The 19,745-nt window shown below is 69.9% G+C and carries 13 protein-coding genes and 1 tRNA gene; 11 read left to right on the top strand and 3 right to left on the bottom strand.

From position 1 onward, the window contains the following. Positions 1-4 precede the first annotated feature (4 nt). Both LY12_RS09685 and LY12_RS09680 read left to right on the top strand, forming a co-directional pair. Positions 5-1,153, top strand: a complete 1,149-nt coding sequence (locus tag LY12_RS09685; protein ID WP_372493490.1) for a M20 family metallopeptidase — start codon at positions 5-7, stop codon at positions 1,151-1,153. Positions 1,154-1,357: 204 nt separating this feature from the next. Further along, positions 1,358-2,332 (top strand): YncE family protein, encoded by a 975-nt coding sequence (locus LY12_RS09680; protein ID WP_253855230.1) that lies wholly within the window; start codon positions 1,358-1,360, stop codon positions 2,330-2,332. A 218-nt stretch (positions 2,333-2,550) separates the two neighbouring features. On the opposite strand, the gene LY12_RS09675 is transcribed toward LY12_RS09680, so the two are convergent. Then, positions 2,551-2,624, bottom strand: a tRNA-Arg gene (locus tag LY12_RS09675). Between the two features lie 456 nt (positions 2,625-3,080). Continuing rightward, a complete protein-coding gene (locus LY12_RS09670) occupies positions 3,081-3,554 on the bottom strand; it encodes a peptidase inhibitor family I36 protein (RefSeq protein ID WP_253855229.1) in 474 nt (157 codons plus the stop codon). Between the two features lie 336 nt (positions 3,555-3,890). Here LY12_RS09670 and LY12_RS09665 point away from each other — a divergent pair, with 336 nt between their 5' ends. The 9 genes from LY12_RS09665 to LY12_RS09625 all read left to right on the top strand — a co-directional run bounded on the left by LY12_RS09665 (position 3,891) and on the right by LY12_RS09625 (position 19,185). Next, the gene (locus tag LY12_RS09665) at positions 3,891-5,852 is read left to right on the top strand and encodes a bifunctional copper resistance protein CopD/cytochrome c oxidase assembly protein (protein ID WP_253857265.1); all 1,962 of its coding nucleotides are present in this window, start codon (positions 3,891-3,893) and stop codon (positions 5,850-5,852) included. Positions 5,853-6,005: 153 nt separating this feature from the next. Beyond that, positions 6,006-6,446 carry a single-stranded DNA-binding protein gene (gene ssb / locus LY12_RS09660; RefSeq protein ID WP_253855228.1) on the top strand — a complete coding sequence of 147 codons (441 nt, stop codon included), beginning with the start codon at positions 6,006-6,008 and terminating at the stop codon, positions 6,444-6,446. Positions 6,447-6,542: 96 nt separating this feature from the next. After that, positions 6,543-8,219 carry an energy-dependent translational throttle protein EttA gene (ettA, locus tag LY12_RS09655; protein ID WP_253855227.1) on the top strand — a complete coding sequence of 559 codons (1,677 nt, stop codon included), beginning with the start codon at positions 6,543-6,545 and terminating at the stop codon, positions 8,217-8,219. 155 nt (positions 8,220-8,374) lie between these two features. Next, complete coding sequence (locus LY12_RS09650; RefSeq protein WP_308292094.1) at positions 8,375-11,794, top strand: hypothetical protein; 3,420 nt, start codon at positions 8,375-8,377, stop codon at positions 11,792-11,794. A gap of 107 nt (positions 11,795-11,901) precedes the next feature. Next, positions 11,902-16,839 carry an NAD-glutamate dehydrogenase gene (locus tag LY12_RS09645; protein WP_253855226.1) on the top strand — a complete coding sequence of 1,646 codons (4,938 nt, stop codon included), beginning with the start codon at positions 11,902-11,904 and terminating at the stop codon, positions 16,837-16,839. After that, a complete protein-coding gene (locus LY12_RS09640; RefSeq protein ID WP_253855225.1) occupies positions 16,836-17,273 on the top strand; it encodes an acyl-CoA thioesterase in 438 nt (145 codons plus the stop codon). Before LY12_RS09645 ends, LY12_RS09640 begins: the two co-directional genes overlap by 4 nt. Continuing rightward, the gene (locus tag LY12_RS09635; RefSeq protein WP_253855224.1) at positions 17,266-17,901 is read left to right on the top strand and encodes a DUF8010 domain-containing protein; all 636 of its coding nucleotides are present in this window, start codon (positions 17,266-17,268) and stop codon (positions 17,899-17,901) included. The genes LY12_RS09640 and LY12_RS09635 overlap by 8 nt, the downstream gene beginning before the upstream one ends. Before the next feature lie 81 nt (positions 17,902-17,982). After that, positions 17,983-18,333 carry a hypothetical protein gene (locus tag LY12_RS09630; RefSeq protein WP_253855223.1) on the top strand — a complete coding sequence of 117 codons (351 nt, stop codon included), beginning with the start codon at positions 17,983-17,985 and terminating at the stop codon, positions 18,331-18,333. A gap of 105 nt (positions 18,334-18,438) precedes the next feature. Next, positions 18,439-19,185, top strand: coding sequence for a Clp protease N-terminal domain-containing protein (locus tag LY12_RS09625; RefSeq protein WP_253855222.1), 747 nt, complete (start codon positions 18,439-18,441; stop codon positions 19,183-19,185). Positions 19,186-19,306: 121 nt separating this feature from the next. Here LY12_RS09625 and LY12_RS09620 read toward each other — a convergent pair whose 3' ends face one another. Beyond that, positions 19,307-19,711: a globin gene (locus tag LY12_RS09620; RefSeq protein WP_253855221.1), complete on the bottom strand. Its 405-nt coding sequence runs from the start codon at positions 19,709-19,711 to the stop codon at positions 19,307-19,309. Between the last annotated feature and the right edge of the window lie 34 nt (positions 19,712-19,745).

Raw genomic sequence — 19,745 nt, 5'->3', positions numbered from 1 at the left:
GACAGTGTCGGAACTGACGATCCAGGGCTGGGCGGAGCGCGCACTGCCGGACATGACCGCCGACCTGCGCACGCTCGTCGAACTGGAAACCCCCAGCGACGACAAGGCGTTGCTGGGTACGGGGATCGGGGAGATCGAGCGCTGGCTGGCCGAACGACTCGGCGAGCCGGGTGAGCGGCGGCTGCACGACGGCGGGAAGTACGGGGACGCGCTGGAGGTCGGCTACCCCGGTACCGCGCCGGGGACGGTGCTCGTGCTGTGCCACTACGACACCGTCTGGCCGGAGGGAACGCTGACGGCGTGGCCGTTCTCGGTGGACGGTGACCGTGCGACTGGGCCCGGCGCGTTCGACATGAAGTTGGGTCTCGTGCAGTCGGTGTGGGCGTTGCGGTGCCTCGCTGAGCTCGGCATGCCGCGTCCCACGGTTCGGCTGCTGCTGAACGGTGACGAGGAGATCGGAAGCCCGGTCGCGCGGCCGCTCATCGAACGACTCAGCGAGGACGTGCTGGCGACGCTGGTGTTCGAGGGGGCTGCGGACGGGAACCTGAAGACCGTGCGCAAGGGGGTCGGACTGTTCGACGTCACGGTCGCCGGTGTCGAGTCGCATGCGGGGCTCGACCCCGACGCGGGTGTCAGCGCGATCCACGAGCTCGCGCGGTTGGTCGGGCAGATCGCTGCGTTCGGGGACCGCGACCGGGGGACGACCGTCAACGTTGGTCTCATCGAGGGCGGCACCGGTTGCAACGTCGTCGCGGGGTCCGCGACCTGCGGTATCGATGTGCGCGTGTCGGAGCCCGACGAGATGGGCAGGATCGACGCGGCGTTCGCGGCGTTGCGGACGTCCGACGCGCGGGCGAGCGTGACGGTCGAGGGGGAGTGGAACCGGCCGCCGATGGTGCGCAATCCCGGTTCCGACGAGTTGTTCCGCCTCGCCGAGAGCATCGCGGCCGAGGCGGGCTGGGAACTCGGGCAGGTCGGTGTCGGCGGTGCCAGCGACGGCAACTTCGTGTCGGCGCTGGGCAGGCCGGTGCTGGACGGGCTCGGTGCGGTCGGCGGCGGTGCCCACGCCCGGCACGAGCACGTGCTCCTCGATCACGTGCCCGGCCGCACGGCGCTGATCGCAGAGCTGCTCATGGCACTGGCCGACAGGTGATCGCGTCACAGGGGTGCGCATCGGGCGGATGAGGTCGGTGGCCGGGCACATGTCTCGGCCGGCCACCGAGCCGGGCATCGTGCTCCCGGTCGTCGACCACCTGTGGCCGTCGGCGGTACAGCGCGGCGGCGGGTCGTTGATCCCGGCCGTGCCCGGTCATAGTGTTGCGCGGGGATCCCGGGCGGTATCGAGGACGGTGTCGACGTGGTGGGAGTGGCGACGGTGAACGAAGCGGGCAGCGGCCGGGACGGCCGGGTCGAAGGAACGCTCGTGGTGGTGGAGAAGAGCGGCCACGCCGTCGCTTTCCACGACGTCGCCGACGGCAGCCTGCTCGACCGGATCGAGCTCGGCAAGTACCCGCACGAGATGGTGGTCGACGGTGCGCGGGAGTTCGCCTACATCGGACACTACGGCGTGCGCATGTCCGGCGACGTGGGCGCCGGTGGGTCGAGCGTGTTCGTCGTCGATCTGGCGGCACGTGCGCTCGTCCGGACCATCGATCTCAGCCCGTTCAACCGGCTGCACGGCATCGCGATCGACGAACGGGACCGCCTCTACGTGCTGAGCGAGGAGAAGGCGGTTCTGCTGCGCGTCGACGATCCGCAGCGTGCCGAGGTGCCCTCCGCCGCGGTGCACACCGCCGGGATCAAGACGCACATGGTGGTGACGAACCGTGCCGGGTCGCTGGCCTACGTCACCGGCCTGCTGTCGCACACCGTGAGCAGGGTCGACCCGCACGACGCCGCCGAGCCGCCCGTGGTGGTCTCGCCGGGACGGTTGCCGGAGAGCTGCGCGCTGAGCCACGACGAGAAGTGGCTGTACGTGGGCGCCAGGCAGGACAGGGAACTCGTCGCGCTGGACGCGCGGACGCTGCAGGAACGGAAGCGGGCGACCGTGCCGGGTGACCCGTTGCGCGTCTACGTCGTTCCGGGGCAGGACGCGTTGCTGACCACCGACATCGAGAACCGCACCGTCACCCGGTACGACTCCGACCTGCGGGAGGAGCGTTCCGTCCGGTTCGAGGGCATCCCGGCGGGGATCTCGTTCCACCCGTCCGAGCCGACGGCGTTCGTCACCCTGCTGGACATCGACACGGTCGCGATCCTCGACCTCGAGACGTTCGAGCCGGTCGGAACGATCTCCACCGGCTCCGAACCCGACGTGACGGCGTTGATCTGACGACCGCGCCCGGCTTCCCCGTTACCGGCGTCGCGTGGCGGGTTCGCACGCCACGATCGGCGACGACCTCATCGTCGGCTATCGGCGCAGTCACGAGCGGAGGGGCGGTCACGGTCCGTGCCGCGGTAGGGATCCCGCGGAACGACCGGCACCACGAAGGGAGCACCAGCCGGCAGGATCTCTCGGCGCCCGCAGAAAAACCTGCAGGTCAGAGAGGGCGCCCCCGGCAGGACTCGAACCTGCGACCTAGAGATTAGAAGGCTCTTGCTCTATCCAGCTGAGCTACGGAGGCCTGGCGCGACCGTGCCGACCGCGGTGAGCCAGCTTAGTCATCGCCGTGTATGTGATCGTGCGATGTGCCCGATTCGTTTCACTCGTGTCTCATGGTGCTACGTGGATCACACTCGCCCCGCCCCAACGGGCCACCGTGCCGCGGGTGCCCCGCGGGCGTCGTGTCCGCATCCCGCCGGTCGCGCATGTCGGCCGTGTCCGACACCACGGTGGGCGGCGGTGTCCACTAGAACCGAGGGCCAGGATACGGCGCGGACCGCCGCGGGTGAACGAGGAGGTGCCGTGGGGGCGCCGGGCGCGGGGCGGAGCGCGGGGAGCACGCTCCATCGGACGGCGCCCCCACGGCGCGGTCACGGTCGGGGCTACGTGACCGCATCCTGACCGGCCTCCCGGACGTCACGGGTTCCCCATCCGCGACGTCCCGGTGAGCCGGCCGGGTTCGGGGCCTGCGGTGCCGTCACTCCCAGACCTGGATCGCGCGCACGACGTACGGTGCCTGCGGAACGAACGTCCCCGGTCCCGGATAGGTGCTGAAATCGGCCTGCGTGGCGCATTCACTGTCCTGGTAGACGGTGACATGCCGTTCCATTCTGGTTACGAACGAGTGTGCCTCCATTGCATCGTCCAGCGTCACGCATTGTTCCGTCTGCGTATTGCGAAGGTCGAACCGCTGTAGCTTTCCGCCGTAGAACTCCTCCTGCCAGGCGCAGAACTCCCCCGAGTTGCAGGCGAACTCCGGATGGTGCGGATGCTCTGACCCCGGCGAGGGTGACGCGGAGGCCGGGGCAGCAGAGTGTGCGCTCGCAGAGCGCGGGGCTGCGCCGTCGGGCGTTCCCGCCGTGGCCGGTGCGGCCAGGCCGGCCGTCGCGGCGACGGCGCCGAGCAGAACGGCCGGCAACGCGGTGCGGAAGGTGACGTGGCGTCGGGTCATCGGTTTTCTCCCCCATGGTCGAAACGTCGTGTTCGGGTGTGATCCAACGATGGCGAAGGATGACCGGAATGTCAGTAGGAAAACGCGATTCTGTGGACAACTCACGAGGAAAGACTCGTTCGAGTTACGGGTACCTACTCACGTTCGCCGGTTGTCCACAGTTTCCGAGAACCTGCTTGTGGCCCGTGTCGAACGCTGCTATGTCGAGGCCTTCGCGGCGTGCCCGGCGTCACGCGCCCACCGGCGGACCCGGCCGCTGGTCGGCGGCCTACCCTCGTAACCGTGTCCACCGAAGCCGACCCCGAGTCCGACGTCCGCGTGCCGCGCGGAGCGGGTATCGCACCCCTCCTGACGGTCGGCGCACTCCTCGGCATCGTCGTCGCCGTCGGCCTGATAGCGCTGACGGGCGGACTCGGCGCGGTCGCCGGTATCTCCGACCCGGGCCCGCTCACCACCTACGGCATCACCGTTGTGCGGGTCGCCGCCGACCTCGCCTCGGCTGTGTGCATCGGATCGCTGCTGCTCGCCGCGTTCCTCGTGCCACCCCAGCGGTCCGGCACGCTCGCCGCCGACGGATACGCGGCCGTCCGCACCGCGGGCCACGCCGCGTGGGCCTGGTTCGTCCTCGCTCTGACCTCGGTGTTCTTCGTCGCCGCCGACGGTGCCGGCCGTCCGGTCACCGACCTGCTCGATCCCGAGGTGTTCCTCAACTTCGTCGGGGCCATCGAACAGCCGAAGGCCTGGCTCATGACGTCGGGCATCGCGCTGCTGCTCGTCCTCGGCTGTCGCTTGGTACTGACGTGGGGCTGGACGACGGTGCTGTTCTTCGTGGCCGTCGCAGGCCTGCTGCCCGTGGCCGTGACCGGCCACTCCGCCAGCGGCGGCTCCCACGACATGGCCACGAACAGCCTGCTGTACCACCTGCTCGGCGCGGCATTGTGGGTCGGCGGGCTCATCGCGCTGCTCGCCCACGGGCGAAGGAGAGGCGCCCACCTGACGCTCGCCGCAACCCGGTTCTCGAAGATCGCGCTGGTCGCCTGGATCGTCATGGCCGCGTCCGGGGTCGTCAACGCCCTCGTGCGGGTCGCGCCGGGTGACCTGCTCACCACCGACTACGGCCTGCTCGTGCTGGCGAAAGTGGTCCTGCTGCTGATGCTCGGCGTGTTCGGGCACCAGCAGCGCAGCCGCAGCATCGCTGGGCTCCGCGACGGCGCGGGAGGGGGGCAGCTGCTGCGTCTCGCCGGTGTCGAAGTGCTGATCATGCTGGTCACCATCGGACTCGCGGCGGCACTCGCACGGACCCCTCCGCCCGCGGAGATCGCCGCACAGCCGTCGACGACCGAGCTGCTGCTCGGCTACGAGCTCTCCGGTGCCCCCACGTCCTGGACGCTGCTCACGGCATGGCGGTTCGACCTCGTCTACGGCACCGCGGCGATCGTGCTGGCCGGTCTCTATCTGGCCGGGGTGCGCAGGTTGCGCCGCCGCGGTGACCCCTGGCCCGTCGGCCGCACCTGGGCGTGGGTGCTCGGCTGCGCCATGCTGCTCGTGGCGACATCGTCCGGAATCGGGCGCTATTCGCCGTCGATGTTCAGCATGCACATGGTCAGCCACATGTTCCTGTCGATGGGCGTGCCCGTGCTGCTCGTCCTCGGCGGACCGGTCACGTTGGCCCTGCGCGCGCTGCCGACCGCGGGCAGGGACGCACCGCCTGGGCCACGGGAGTGGCTGCTGGCGTTCGTGCACTCGCCTGTGACGCGAGCGCTGACCAACCCTGTGGTGGCGACGACGTTGTTCGTCGGTTCCTTCTACGGCCTCTACTACTCGGGGATGTTCGACTCCGCGCTGAACTATCACTGGGCGCACCTGGCGATGAAGGCCCACTTCCTGCTGGCGGGCTACGTCTTCTACTGGCCGGTGATCGGCATCGACCCGTCCCCGCGCAAGCTGCCGCACCTGGCCAAGCTCGGCATGGTGTTCGTCTCGATGCCGTTCCACGCGTTCTTCGGCGTGACGCTGATGAACATGCAGACGGTGATCGGTGAGCCGTTCTACCGCGGTCTCGGGCTGCCGTGGGTCGAGGACCTGCTGCTGGACCAGCGAACCGGCGGAGGTATCGCATGGGCGACGGGTGAGATTCCCGTGGTGGTCGTGATGGTCGCTCTGCTCGTCCAATGGGCCAGGGCCGACGACCGGGAGGCACGTCGCCGCGACCGGCGGGAGGACGCCACGGGCGAGCAGGATCTGGCCGCCTACAACGCGATGCTCAAGGAACTCGCGAGCGGCACCCGGCGCGAGTAGCACGCCCCACCGACGATTTCAGTGCGACCCAGCCCGATCGCGGCTGGTTGTCCACGTCGCCGACGGCTGTCCACAGATTCGCCGCGGCGGCGCCGCGGGCCGTCCTCGCAGGGCACGGTGGAGTCACCGAACCCCGGCGAGAAAGGAACGGCAATGGCGATCGGTGAGACCACGGTGACCGTGGTGGGCAACATCTCCAGTGACGTGTTCATGAAGGACACCCACAGCGGCGCGGTAGCCGGATTCTGGCTGCGCAGCAACGAACGGCGCTACGACAAGGAAACGGGGGAGTGGTGCAACGGCCGTTCCCTCGCGGTGCGCGTCTCGTGCTGGCGACGGCTCGCGGAGAACGTGCGGGACTCGCTGTCCAAGGGTGATCCGGTCGTGGTCAGCGGACGGTTGTATACGACGGAGTTCGTCACCGACGGGCAGCCGCGCACGGTCACCGAGCTGGAGGCACAGGCCGTCGGCCCGAATCTGTCGTGGTGCACCAGCGGTGTCCAGCGGCGCCCCCGGGGCAGGAACCGTCCCGCTCCTGGTCACGAAGCCGGGGAAACGGCGGAGCCGGCGATGGCGGCCGCCTCGGCGGCCTGACCGTGTCCGCAACGTCGAGAGCCGAGATGCGGACCGTCGCGGGCGACAAGGCGAGGCGCCGTCAGCCGGTTCACGGCTCGGCTCTACGATCGCGGTATGGCCGAGTTCATCTACACCATGAAGAAGGTGCGCAAGACCGTCGGGGACAAGGTGATTCTCGACGATGTCAGCACCGCGTTCTTCCCGGGCGCGAAGATCGGCGTCGTGGGCCCGAACGGTGCGGGCAAGTCGACCGTCCTGAAGATCATGGCGGGACTCGACCAGCCCAGCAACGGCGAGGCGTTCATCCAGCCGGGCGCCAGTGTCGGAATCCTGCAACAGGAGCCGCCGCTGAACGAGGAGAAGACGGTGCGCGGCAACGTCGAGGAGGGCCTCGGCGAGATCAAGGTCAAGCTCGACCGGTTCAACGAGATCGCCGAGCAGTTGGCGACCGACTACACCGACGAGCTCATGGCCGAGATGGGCAAGCTCCAGGAGGCGCTCGACCACGCCGACGCGTGGGAGCTCGACTCGCAGCTCGAGCAGGCCATGGACGCGCTCCGCTGCCCACCCGGCGAGGAGCCCGTCGAGCACCTGTCCGGTGGCGAGCGGCGCCGTGTCGCGCTGTGCAAGCTGCTGCTGTCGAAGCCGGACCTGCTGCTGCTCGACGAGCCCACCAACCACCTGGACGCCGAGAGCGTGCTGTGGCTCGAACAGTTCCTGGCCAACTACCCGGGCGCCGTGCTCGCCGTCACGCACGACAGGTACTTCCTGGACAACGTGGCCGAGTGGATCATGGAGCTCGACCGTGGCCGCGTCGAAGGCTACGAGGGCAACTACTCCACCTACCTCGAGAAGAAGCGGGAACGGCTCGAGGTACAGGGCAAGAAGGACGCCAAGCTCGCCAAGCGGCTCAAGTCCGAACTGGAATGGGTGCGCTCCAACGCCAAGGCCCGCCAGACCAAGTCCCGCTCGCGCCTCGAGCGGTACGAGCAGATGGCCGAGGAGGCGGAGAAGAGCAAGAAGCTCGACTTCGAGGAGATCCAGATCCCGCCGGGTCCGCGGTTGGGCAACACGGTGGTCGAGGTCGAGCACCTCAAGAAGGGCTTCGACGACCGCCTGCTGATCGACGACCTGTCGTTCATGCTCCCGCGCAACGGCATCGTCGGCGTCATCGGCCCGAACGGTGTCGGTAAGACGACGCTGTTCAAGACGATCGTCGGCCTCGAGGAACCGGACGAAGGCAGTGTCAAGATCGGCGACACCGTCAAGCTGGCCTATGTGGACCAGAATCGGGCCGGTATCGACCCGAACAAGTCCGTGTGGGAGGTCGTCTCCGATGGGCTCGACTTCATCAACGTCGGCCAGGTCGAGATGCCGTCCCGTGCCTACGTCAGTGCGTTCGGGTTCAAGGGCCCCGATCAGCAGAAGAAGGCAGGAGTGCTCTCCGGCGGTGAGCGCAACCGCCTCAACCTGGCGCTGACCCTCAAGCAGGGCGGCAACCTGCTCCTGCTGGACGAGCCGACCAACGACCTGGACGTCGAGACGCTGGGCTCGCTGGAGAACGCACTCGAACAGTTCCCGGGCTGCGCCGTGGTCATTTCCCACGACCGCTGGTTCCTCGACCGCATCGCCACCCACATCCTCGCGTGGGAGGGTGACGACGAGAACCCGGCGAAGTGGTTCTGGTTCGAGGGCAACTTCGAGGGCTATGAGAAGAACAAGATCGAGCGCATGGGCCAGGAGGCGGCGCGTCCGCACCGGGTGACCCACCGGAAGCTCACCCGGGACTGATCACCCGGACCAGGGACCGCTGCAACGTTGGATAGGGTCGGTCTCTCACGAGTCGGCGGCCGGGCCGGGTAACCCGAGCGGGGCCCGGCCCCGGACCGTCGACTCGTCGGCACGCCCATCTGCAGGAATGGAAGGCCTCACAGAGCGGAGTCCCCGTGGTTGCCACTGAGTCGGCCGGTACGCACGCGGTCAACGACCGCGACACCGCGGTTCCTCGTGGTGTGCACCGAGACGACGTCACGTCGGGCGGCGTCGGCGACCTCTCCGCGGTGGAGCAGCTCCTGGACCGTGCCGAGACGATGGAGTGGCGTGCGCCGGAACTCGCCGCGATCCTCGGGGAACGGGCAGCGAGCCTGGCAGAAGCCGCCGGCGCGAATGCGCTGTGGGTCCGAGCCGAGGCCACCGTCGTCCACGCCCACGTGCTGCTCGGGCATCGTGCCTCGACCGTCGGCCGCGCGGTCGCGGCCCTGCGTGCAGCGGAGGACGCCGAGCTGCCGGTGATCGCCGCGCAGGTCCGCACCGACCTGGCCGTGTGCGCGCGCAGTGTCGGCGCGCCCCTCACCGGCCTGGCCATCCTGCGGCCGGTGCTCACCGTGAGCGGCCTGTCGACCGTGCGCAGGGCGACCGCGTTGTGCCATCTCGTTGGCTGCCTCGGCACGCTGGGACGCAAGGCCGAACTCGACCGGGTGCTGCTCGAAGGCGATCGTCTCGTGGCCGGTGACGCCACGCTCGACGAGGACGACAAGCTCATGGCGCGCGGCATGATCCGGCTCGGGGTGTCGGCGCACCGCAGGCGGCACGGCGACACGATGGGTGCCGCCGACGCAGCCCGCACCGGCATCGGCTTTCTGGACCGGATGGAAGACCCGGCTCGCGACGGCGGCGTCGCGAGGGTGCGGCTCGTCCTCGAGCTGGTGTGCTCGCTGCTGGACCGCGGCGACGGAGAGCCCGCACTGGAAGCGGCGCAGTCACTGTTCGACCAACCGGAACGCGCCGCGGCCGTCGCGCCCACCGCGTGGCTCCGTGCCGCACTGGCTACACGGGTCCTGCTCAGCAACGGTGCGGCCGAATCCGCCGCCACGATGTTGCGTGACGCCCTGTACGGAGTCGTGCGCCACGACCTCGACGCGGTGGTCGCGCGGCTGTGGCTGGAGTTGGCGAACGTCGAGGAACGCATCGGCAATGCCGCCGAAGCCGTGACGTGCCTGCACAACGCCAGGGCAGCCGAACAGCGGTACGCGCGGGCCCGCAGCCAAGCGCGTGCCGTACTGCACGGCGAGTTCGGTTCTGGCGAACAAGCGCCGGTCGACCTCGCGGAGATCGTCACCTCGGCCCGCCCGCAGCAAACGCCCTCCGCCCCCGTAGCGGCCGCCGAGCCGGAGCCCGCGCGTCCTGCCCCCTCGCAGGTCGCCGTCGGAGCCGAGCACGCCGGTGCGGCCAACGGCACTCCGGTCGCCGGCCATCCCACTCAGCGAAACGGCTCCGGGCTCGCCGGCGGCACGGCGGTGAACGGTCATCAGCCGGTCAACGGCCACGGTGCGAAGCCCCGGAACGGAGCGGCAGTCGCCGGCGACGCCGCATCGACAGCGGGCACGGCATCGTCGGCGTCGAGCGACGGGACGACCGCTGCCGACGACCGGCGCTCCACGCACGAGCCGGCGGAGACAGCAGCCGAAGCCACCATGGTCATGCCCGCGATACCGCGTTCGGACGGGCCGCCGAGGGATCGGTCCACGACCGCGGAGTCGGCCGCTCCTACGGCCATGCGCACCGACCCCGCGGACACCGCTCCGACCGACACCGCTTCGGCCGACACGGCACCCGCGGAGACCGCGCAGGCGCACACGGCCTCTCCTGGCACGGAACAGCAAGTCACAGAACAGCAAGTCACGGAACAGCGGGCAGCGGAACGGGCGGCCTCGGCGCCCACCAGGACCGACGACGCCGCTGCCGGTGCCGAACCCACCGACGGGGCGGCGACGGCTGACACGTCCTCCGGCGAGGCGGCCTCCGTGGGAGGCGACGTCGCGCCGGACGGGTCGACTGCCGCCGCTGCCGACACGGCGTCCGAACAGTCCGCCGAGCGGGGCTCTCCGAGGAAGCGGCGGCGTCACGACGTGGAGCACGGCTCGATCACTGCACGTTCGGTCCTGGACCGGCTGGGCATTTCGCCGTCCCGGGGCGGGCGCCGCCACGCAGCCGCATCGGACACTCCCGAGGTGGACGGGTCCGGCGAGGCCGCGTCGCACCGGGTTCCGGACGCGGCTTCTCCGGTGGCCGGATCGCCGCCGGAGCGCACGGTGCCGGGAACGGCGGCATACTCGTCCGCGTCGGCGGGTTCGGGAATGTCAGGCTTGCCGTCGGCCGCCGAGACAGACGCCCTGGCCGCCAGGACGGCCGAGCTCGACGCAGCGACGTCCCGATCCACGGAGTCGGCGGCTTCGGACGTGCTGGATTCCGGAACGGCCGGAGCCAGCGTCGAGCCGATCCTCGCTGCAGCGACGGCCTCCGCACCCCAGCTCGACGACTCCACGGCGATCATCTCCGCCGTCACTGACGAGACCACGGCGGCCCCGTCGCATGTCGAGACCGCGGGTTCCGACATGCGCGGGGCGCCCGGCGGGCACAGCGGCAACGATCCCAACACCACGGATCACAACACGACGGATCGCAGCATTACGGATCACAACACCACGGATCGCAGCATTGCGGGTCCCAGCACCACGCATCACGCCATGCCTGATGGCGGCGCACCGGGTGTGGGTGCCACCCACCACGGTGCCGCTGAACACGGTGTCACCGACCGCCGTGCCGGTGAGTGCGCCGATGTCGGCTACGGCGCGTTCGGGGCCATAGCCGAGACCGGAGGTTCCGACAGTGGTTTCGGTGCCGCCCACGAGTCCGTAGCGGACCCGTGGCTGCCGCGGGTCAAGTTGCCGCCGCCGTTGTTGCCGATCGAAGCGTTCACGTCGGGCGGGGATCCGGACTCCGGTGAGGGCGCCGCGGCGGCCGAGCCGGAACGGGCGGCGACGGCCGATGCGGAAGCGGACCTGCCTGCCACTCGTGCGTCCTCCGCTCCCGAACCCGCAGCTCCCGAACCCGCAGCTCCCGAACCCGCAGGTTCCGAACCCTCCCGTTCGGAACCTGCTGCGTCGGAACCCGCAACCCCGGAGTCGGCGACCCCGGAATCCGCGAACCCGGAATCCGCCGCCCTGTCGTCGGCCGTCTCGGAGCCCAGCCGGTGGGAGCCCAGCCGGTGGGAGCCCAGCCGGTGGGACCCCAGCGTGTCGGACTCCGACGTCGGCGAACCGGCAGTGTCCGACACCGCGGCCGGGGTGCCGGACCTGCCCCGGCACGAGCTCCCGCTCGACGAACCGCCGGAGGACGCCGGGTTGGCGGAGTTGCTCGCGCGCGCCCTCGCCGAGCACCAGGTCGCTTCGGGTGCCGCGCTCGCGTCGACGCCGAGTGGGGAGGACCGTGAGGGCCACGCCGTCGGCAGTGGCGTGGGCGTGAACGGCAGCCGCCGCAACGGCAGCACGCATGCTCGGGGGCGCGGCGGTCGCCACGATCGCTAGACCGGCGCCATCCGGCGACCCGAAGGGCAGCGTCCCGATACAGTGGCGACGACCGAACGGCATGTCCGAGCTGTCATCGCCAGAGTTGGAGAGTTGCGTTGCCCGACATGAGCTCGACCGGTGTCCAGTCCCGTCCGCAGAACGCGGACCGGGGAGGCCCGACCCCCAGCCGGCGGAGCCCGGAACAACTCCGGGACGACCTGATCGCCGCCGCTGCGGCGCAGGCGCCGGACATCGGCGACCTCATCGGTCACTACTACCGCCTGATCCCCGCCGAGGAGATCATCGGTGAGAGCCCGCACGATCTCGTCGGCGCCGTGCGGTCGCACCTGGAGCTGGCGCGCAACCGGGTTCCGGGCAGGCCCGCGCTCCGCCTGTTCAATCCGACGACCGCGGAGGACGGCTGGTCGAGCGAGTCGACCGTCATCCAGGTCGTCACCGACGACATGCCGTACCTGGTCGACTCGGTCGTGGCGGAGCTGGCGCGAGGCGGTGTGCACGTGCAGCGCATCGTGCACCCGATCATGTTGGTCACGCGCGACATGTCCGGCGGGTTGCAGGAGCTCCATCCGGGTGGCGACGTCGAGCAGCCGCCCGCGGGCGCGACCGTCGAGTCGTGGATGTACCTGGAGATCGACTCGATCACCGATGTGGACCGCGCCCGCGAGTGCGACCATCGGCTGCTGGCGGTGCTCGAAGACGTCCGGGAGGTCGTCGAGGACACCGATCGCATGGCCGCCACCGCGGTCTCGCTGGCCGACGAACTCGACGTCACCCCGCCGCCGTTGCCGGAGCAGGAGGTTCGCGACGGTGCGCAGCTGCTCCGCTGGCTGGCCGACGGTCACCTGACGTTCCTCGGTTACCGGCACTACGAGGTGATCGACGACGGCGGTGAGGCCGCGCTGCGTGCGGTACTGGCGTCGGGACTGGGGGTGCTGCGGCAGGACAGCCTCGCCGCGCGCAACCTCACCGCTGGGCCGGATTCGACGGCTCAGGCGCTGAAGCCGGAGCTGTTGGTGCTCACGCAGGCCGGCGCGCCGTCGACGGTGCACCGGCCGATCTACCCGTACTACGTCGGCGTGAAGACGTTCGACAACGACGGCAACGTCACCGGTGAGCACCGTTTCCTCGGCATGTTCACCACGACCGCACTGCACGAGGACGTACTCGACATCCCGGTCGTCGAACGCCGTGTCCGGGAGGTCATCCACCGGGCCGGGTTCCCGATGCAGTCCTACTCCGGCCAGCGGATGCTGGAAGTGCTGCAGAACTGGCCGCGGGCGGACCTGTTCTCGGCGGATCCGGATTCGTTGTACGCCACGGCGACGGGCGCGATCACGCTGGCCGATCGCCGTAGGCTGCGACTGTTCCTCCGCCGCGACACGTACGGCAGGTTCTACTCGTGCCTGGTGTTCCTGCCCCGCGACCGGTACACGACGCGGTCGCGGCTGGCGATGCAGCAGGTGCTGTTGGACGAGCTCGAGGGCACGCACCTGGAGTACGCGACGAGGCTGGGTGAGACGCAGCTCGCGCAGGTGCACTTCACCGTCCACACCGATCCGGGTGCGACCGTCGAGCCCGACACGCTGCGCATCCAGGAGCGGCTGTCCGAGGCCATGCGCAGCTGGGACGACCTGATGGTGGAGGCGATCCTCGCCGAGCGGCGCGAGCGCGCGGGGGACGGCAAGGCCGTGACGTTCGCGGGCGAGGAATCGGCCACGGAACAGGCGCAGCGCTACGCCACGGTGTTCCCCGAGGCGTACAAGGAGGACTTCGACGCCGAGTCGGCGTTGCGCGATCTGAGGCTGCTCGAGTCCCTCGACGGCCGTGGCGACGTGCGCATGTCGTTCTACCTGCCCGACGATGCGGCGCCGGGGGAGCGCCGGTTCAAGCTCTACACCCAGGGCGACGGCGTGACACTGTCGACGATGCTGCCGTTGTTGCAGCGCATGGGTGTCGAGGTGGTCGACGAGCGGCCGTACGAACTCTCGCGGGAGGACGGCGCCCGCCTGTGGATCTACGACTTCGGCCTCCGTATCGACCCGGACGTGCTCGCGGCGATCGAGGCCGAGAAGGACCTCCAGGTGCGCTTCCAGGACGCCTTCGCCGCCGAGTGGCGGGGTGACGCCGAGGTCGACGGGTTCAACGCTCTCGTGCTGCGTGCCGGACTGGACTGGCGGCAGGTCGCGGTGCTGCGCTCCTACGCCCGCTACCTGCGGCAGGCGGGTTCGCCGTACTCGCAGGACTACATCGAGACGACGCTGCTGGCCCACACCGACATCGCGACTGCGCTGGTGCGGCTGTTCGAAACCAGGTTCGGTCAGGACGACGCGCTGCGCGAGGACGGTGCGAGCGAACAGGTCGACGAGATCAACGCGATGATCGACGAGGTCACGAGCCTGGATCAGGACCGGATCCTGCGCAGGCTGCTGTCGGTCATCGTGGCAACGCTGCGCACGAACTACCGGGTGACCGACGCCGACGGCGCCGCGCGTCCGTACCTCGCGTTCAAGCTCGATCCGCAGCAGGTGCCGGACCTACCCGAACCCCGTCCGGCCTACGAGATCTTCGTGTGCTCACCGAGGGTGGAAGGTGTCCACCTCCGGTTCGGCTCGGTCGCCAGGGGTGGGCTGCGCTGGTCGGACCGCCGCGAGGACTTCCGCACCGAGGTGCTCGGTCTGGTGAAGGCGCAGGCGGTCAAGAACGCGGTCATCGTGCCGGTCGGGGCCAAGGGCGGGTTCGTCGTCAAGCGCCCGCCGATGGCCACCGGCGACCCGGGTATCGACCGCGAGGCGCAGCACTCCGAGGGCGTGGCCTGCTATCGCATGTTCATCTCCGGCCTGCTGGACCTCACCGACAACCTCGTCGACGGCGTCACGGTGCCCGCGCGCGACGTCGTCCGTTACGACGGGGACGACAACTACCTGGTCGTCGCCGCGGACAAGGGCACCGCGACGTTCTCCGACATCGCCAACGAGGTCGCCAAGAGCTACGGCTTCTGGCTGGGCGACGCGTTCGCCTCCGGCGGTTCGGTCGGCTACGACCACAAGGACATGGGCATCACCGCGAAGGGTGCCTGGGAGAGCGTCAAGCGGCATTTCCGCGAGGTCGGCGTCGACACGCAGAGCCAGGACTTCACGGTCGTCGGCATCGGCGACATGGGCGGCGACGTGTTCGGGAACGGCATGCTGCTGTCGGAGCACATCCGGCTCGTGGCCGCGTTCAACCACCTGCACATCTTCCTCGACCCGAACCCCGACGCGGCGAGTGCGTTCGCCGAGCGCACGCGCTTGTTCGAGTTGCCGCGTTCGACGTGGGACGACTACGACCGCTCGTTGATCAGCGAGGGCGGCGGGATCTACCCGCGCAGCGCGAAGACCGTCCCGATCACGCCGCAGGTGGCCGAGGCCCTGGGAATCGACGGCGTCGACAGCATGTCGCCGGCCGAGCTGGTCCACGCGATCCTGCAGGCGCCGGTCGATCTGCTGTGGAACGGCGGCATCGGCACCTATGTGAAGGCTGAGAGCGAACGGCACGCGGACGCGGGCGACAAGGCCAACGACGCCGTGCGTGTCAACGGCAGCCAGGTCCGCGCCAAGGTCATCGGGGAGGGCGGCAACCTCGGCCTCACGCAGCGCGGGCGTATCGAGTTCGCCCGGCACGGCGGCAAGGTCAACACCGACGCGCTCGACAACTCGGCGGGCGTGGACTGCTCCGACCACGAGGTCAACATCAAGATCCTGCTCGACAAGCTCGTCGAGACCGGGGAGCTGGCCGTCTCCGAGCGCAACGAGCTGCTCGAGGTCATGACCGACGAGGTCGGCGAACTGGTGCTGCGGGACAACTACACGCAGAACGCGGTGCTGGGGGTCGCGCGCCACCACACGGATGCGATGGTGTCCGTGCACCGCAGGCTGGTCGGTGCGCTCGAGGCGAAGGGTGCACTGGACCGGCAGCTGGAGGCGCTGCCCGCCGACCCCGGGTTCGGCGAGCTCGAGAAGGACGGGCAGGGGCTGACGTCGCCGGAGCTGGCCACTGTGCTGGCGCACGTCAAGCTGGACCTGAAGGACGAGATCCTCGCCAGTGAACTGCCCGACGCCGAGGTGTTCAGCCGCCGCGCCGCCGAGTACTTTCCGACGCCGCTGCGCAACCGGTTCGGCGCGTCGGTGGCCAAGCATCCGCTGCTGCGGCAGATCACGACGACGTGGCTGGTCAACGAGGTCGTCGACGGTGCGGGCCTGACGTACGCGTTCCGCCTCGCCGAGGAGCTCAACGCCACGGCGACCGACGCGGTGCGGGCCTACTCGGTCGTCACGAACGTCTACGGCCTTTCCGAGGTGTGGCAGGCGATCGCGGAACTCGACAACCTCGTGGCGACCGACATCGCCGACGAGATGGTGCTGGAGACCCGCAGGCTCCTCGACCGGGCGTCCCGATGGTTCCTGACGAACCGTCCGCAGCCGCTGGCGGTCGGCGCGGAGATCAACCGGTTCGGCGAGCCGGTGCGGGCGATGAACGGTCAGCTGGGCAAGCTGGTGCGCGGGCGCGAGGCCGAGAAGGTCCGCGCCGAGGTCGGCAGGCTGACCGCCGCGGGTGTTCCCGCTGCGCTCGCGGAGCGCGTCAGTGAGCTGCTGCTCGGGTATGCGCTGCTGGACATCACGGAGGTGGCCGAGCTGGCCGAGCCGGACGGCGAGGGCACCCCGGTGGACGTCGCCGAGCTGTACCTCGCCTTGTCGGACCACCTGGGATTCGACCACATGCTGGCGTCGGTGAACCAGCTCGAGCGGGACAACCGGTGGCACGCGCTGGCGAGGCTCGCGCTGCGTGACGACCTGTACGGCTCGTTGCGGGCGATCACGCGGGACGCATTGCGGCACAGCGACCCCGGCGACTCGGTCGACGACAAGATCGCCAAGTGGGAGCAGGCCAACGCCTCCCGGCTGGCCCGTTCACGCGTCACGCTCGACGAGATCTCGCGATCCGGGCGCATCGACCTCGCGACGCTGTCGGTGGCAGCACGGCAGATCCGGAGCACGGTCGGATGAGCGCCGGTGAGTACGTGACGCATGTCCGGCCGCGCTGGTCCGATATGGACGCGTTCGGTCACGTCAACCATGCGCGTATGGTGACGTTGCTGGAGGAGGCGCGGGTGCCGTTGCTGTTCGACGACGCGAGCGCGCAGGGCCTCGGCGAGTTCGCGAAGGGTACGGTCGTGGTGAAGCTCGGGGTCGACTACAAGGAGCCGGTGATCGTTGACGGCAAACAACTGCGGGTGGGTATCACGATGACCCTGCTGCGGAGGGCATCCTTCACCCTCGCCTACCGTGTCCACAACGGACCGTCCGAATCGGATCCGGTGGCCGTCACGGCGTGGACGCTGCTGGCGCCGTACGACGTCGGCTCCGCCCGTCCCCGCAGGCTCGCCGATCAGGAGCGTGCGTTCCTCGCGGACCATATCCCGGAGAGCGGCGATGCCTGAGTTGCGAATCCCCGACGCGGCCGACCGGGAATCGCTCGGCGCGTTCATCGCCAGGGCGGTGCGCCTGGACGGGCAGGCGGTCGTGCGGCTGCGCATGCGCGGACCCGGCGTGCTGGAGGCATGGGCGAGCACCCCGTTCGAGGTGCTCGTGACGCGCGCGGTGGAAGGTGAGATCGATCCGGGCGACGTGACCGTGTCAGGGTCGGAACTGCTCGCTGCGCTGACCGTCGCGCCGGGAGAGCGGATGGACCCAGGGCCGTCGCGCGATCTGCTGTGGCGTTCCGAACTGCCGGCCGGAGCGGGATGGCGCCAGGTCGACACTCTCCCTGCGGCCGTCGTCGCCGACCTGGCCGATCGTGGGGTCGCCGTGGCCAAGGAGAACGTCGGCCCGCAGGGCACGCCGCCCGCGTCGCTCATGGACCAGACCGTGCTGACCGTGTCCGGCGACGACACCGAACTCGAGGTGCCGATGCGGTGCCTGTTCGCCCTGTCCGGCATGGGGTTCGTCGACTCCTCGGTCGACGGCGACGTCGTGCGTGTCACGGCCACCGACGCGTGGCTGCGGCTCGACGGCCGGTACGGCGCGGTCGTCCGCCGCAGGCACGCGTTGCTGCCGCTGCTGTTCTGAATCCGCCCATCGGGGCGGTGGCACTGCGGTGATCTCGGCGAACCAGTGGCAGCGGCCCGTTGCCGGTGTCATCGTTGGCCGATGAGCGACGACCAGCGGGCCGACGACCAGCGGGCCGACGAGCAGTGGGCCGACGAGCAGTGGGCCGACGATCCTGCGGATCCCACAGCCGAGTTCCTGGCGGACGTGCGTCCCGAGGAAACTCCGTGGCGGATCGAACGTCCGCCCGCCGAGCAGGCCGCGCAGCCGATTCCCGACGCCAACGAGCGGACCCGTTTCCAGCGGGTCGCGGGCGCTCTCGGCGGCGCAACGCCCTATCTGGCGGCGGGCAGCGCGGCGGGCTGGGTCAGTGCCCGGGCCTACGACGACCATGCCGAGGAGTCCGTCGACCCCGGCGGGATGGGCGACCTGGGCATGGGTGGCGAGGGCTGACCGGAGTCGCAGCCGACCGGAGCTGCATCCGACGGAGCTGCATCCGACGGAGCTGCCGGTCAACCCACGGTTGACGGCCAGCGGGGGTCAACCTATGGTTGACGCATGACCGACACGCCGAAGCCACGCGTCACCGCATACCCGGTCAGGCTCGACGACCTGATCGACGCCATCAAGACCGCGCGCACCGATGTGCTCGACCAGCTTTCCGACGCCGTCCTCGCCGGTGAGCACCTCGGTGAGATCGCCGACCATCTGATCGGGCACTTCGTCGACCAGGCACGTCGTGCCGGGGCCTCGTGGACCGACATCGGCCAGAGCATGGGTGTCAGCAAGCAGGCCGCGCAGAAGCGGTTCGTCGCGAAAGGCGACGACGTGCTGGACCCCGAGGAAGGGTTCTCGCGGTTCACCCCGCGCGCCAGGAACGCGGTCATGGCCGCGGGCGACGTCGCCCGCGAGCACGGCCATTCCGCGATCACGCCCGCCCACCTCGTGCTCGGCCTACTGACCGAACCGGATGCGCTGGCCGCGAAAGCGCTCGCCGACCAGCGCGTGACCGGCGAAACCCTCCGGACGGCCGCGACCGCGGCACTGCCCGAGGACGGCGAGTCCGGGACGGCTCCGGACCTGCCGCCGTTCTCGGCGGAGGCGAAGAAGGCGCTCGAACTGACCTACCGTGAGGCGCTGCGCCTGGGGCACAACTACATCGGCACGGAGCACGTGCTGCTGGCGCTGCTCGAACACGAGGACGACGACGGTGTCCTGACCGCGGCCGGTGTCACCAAAGCCCGCGTCGAGACGTTCGTCAACGCCGCACTCGCCGAGCTGGTCGCGCGCCGCAGCGACTCGTGACTCCGGCCGTCCCGGGCGAGTTCGGAATCCGCCCCGCCCGCCGAACCCGCAGTCAGGACGGGCCGCCGATGCACCAGGGTGCCGTGACCGTGCGATCACAGCACCCTGTCTCGGCCGGCGGTCAGACCCAGCTGTTCATCATCGACTGGGCCGCCATCTCCAGGTAGTCCCACAGTTTCGTCCGGTAGGGCTCGGGGATGCCGGTCTCGTCGACGGCGATGCGCATGGCCCGCAGCCACGCGTCCCGTTCGATCGGGCCGATCTTGAACGGCGCGTGCCGCATCCGCAGTCGCGGGTGGCCACGCTGCTCCGAGTAGGTCTGCGGACCGCCCCAGTACTGCATGAGGAACAGTCGCAGGCGGTCCTCGGCCGGGCCGAGGTCCTCCTCGGGGTACAGCGGCCGCAACACCTCGTCGTCGGCGACCTCGGCGTAGAACCGCGCCACGAGTTTCCGGAACGTCTCCTCACCGCCCACCGCGTCGTAGAACGTGCGCGGGTCGGCGGTTCCGCCGCTGGCCTCAGACACTTCGGGCACCTCTGTTGTCTCGGACGTTGGGGTT

The organism is Prauserella alba, assembly GCF_024171735.1.
GTDB lineage: Bacteria > Actinomycetota > Actinomycetes > Mycobacteriales > Pseudonocardiaceae > Prauserella > Prauserella alba.
The sequence above is the reverse complement of the archived record's forward strand: the minus strand, read 5'-3'. Positions and strand labels throughout refer to the sequence as shown.

Bases quoted from the DNA above. Each gene is read 5' to 3' on its own strand.
- LY12_RS09640 (WP_253855225.1), top strand. From the start codon at position 16,836: ATGAGCGCCGGTGAGTACGTGACGCATGTCCGGCCGCGCTGGTCCGAT.
- LY12_RS09625 (WP_253855222.1), top strand. From the start codon at position 18,439: ATGACCGACACGCCGAAGCCACGCGTCACCGCATACCCGGTCAGGCTC.
- LY12_RS09635 (WP_253855224.1), top strand. From the start codon at position 17,266: ATGCCTGAGTTGCGAATCCCCGACGCGGCCGACCGGGAATCGCTCGGC.
- LY12_RS09630 (WP_253855223.1), top strand. From the start codon at position 17,983: ATGAGCGACGACCAGCGGGCCGACGACCAGCGGGCCGACGAGCAGTGG.
- LY12_RS09670 (WP_253855229.1), bottom strand. From the start codon at position 3,554: ATGACCCGACGCCACGTCACCTTCCGCACCGCGTTGCCGGCCGTTCTG.
- LY12_RS09645 (WP_253855226.1), top strand. From the start codon at position 11,902: ATGAGCTCGACCGGTGTCCAGTCCCGTCCGCAGAACGCGGACCGGGGA.
- ettA (WP_253855227.1), top strand. From the start codon at position 6,543: ATGGCCGAGTTCATCTACACCATGAAGAAGGTGCGCAAGACCGTCGGG.
- ssb (WP_253855228.1), top strand. From the start codon at position 6,006: ATGGCGATCGGTGAGACCACGGTGACCGTGGTGGGCAACATCTCCAGT.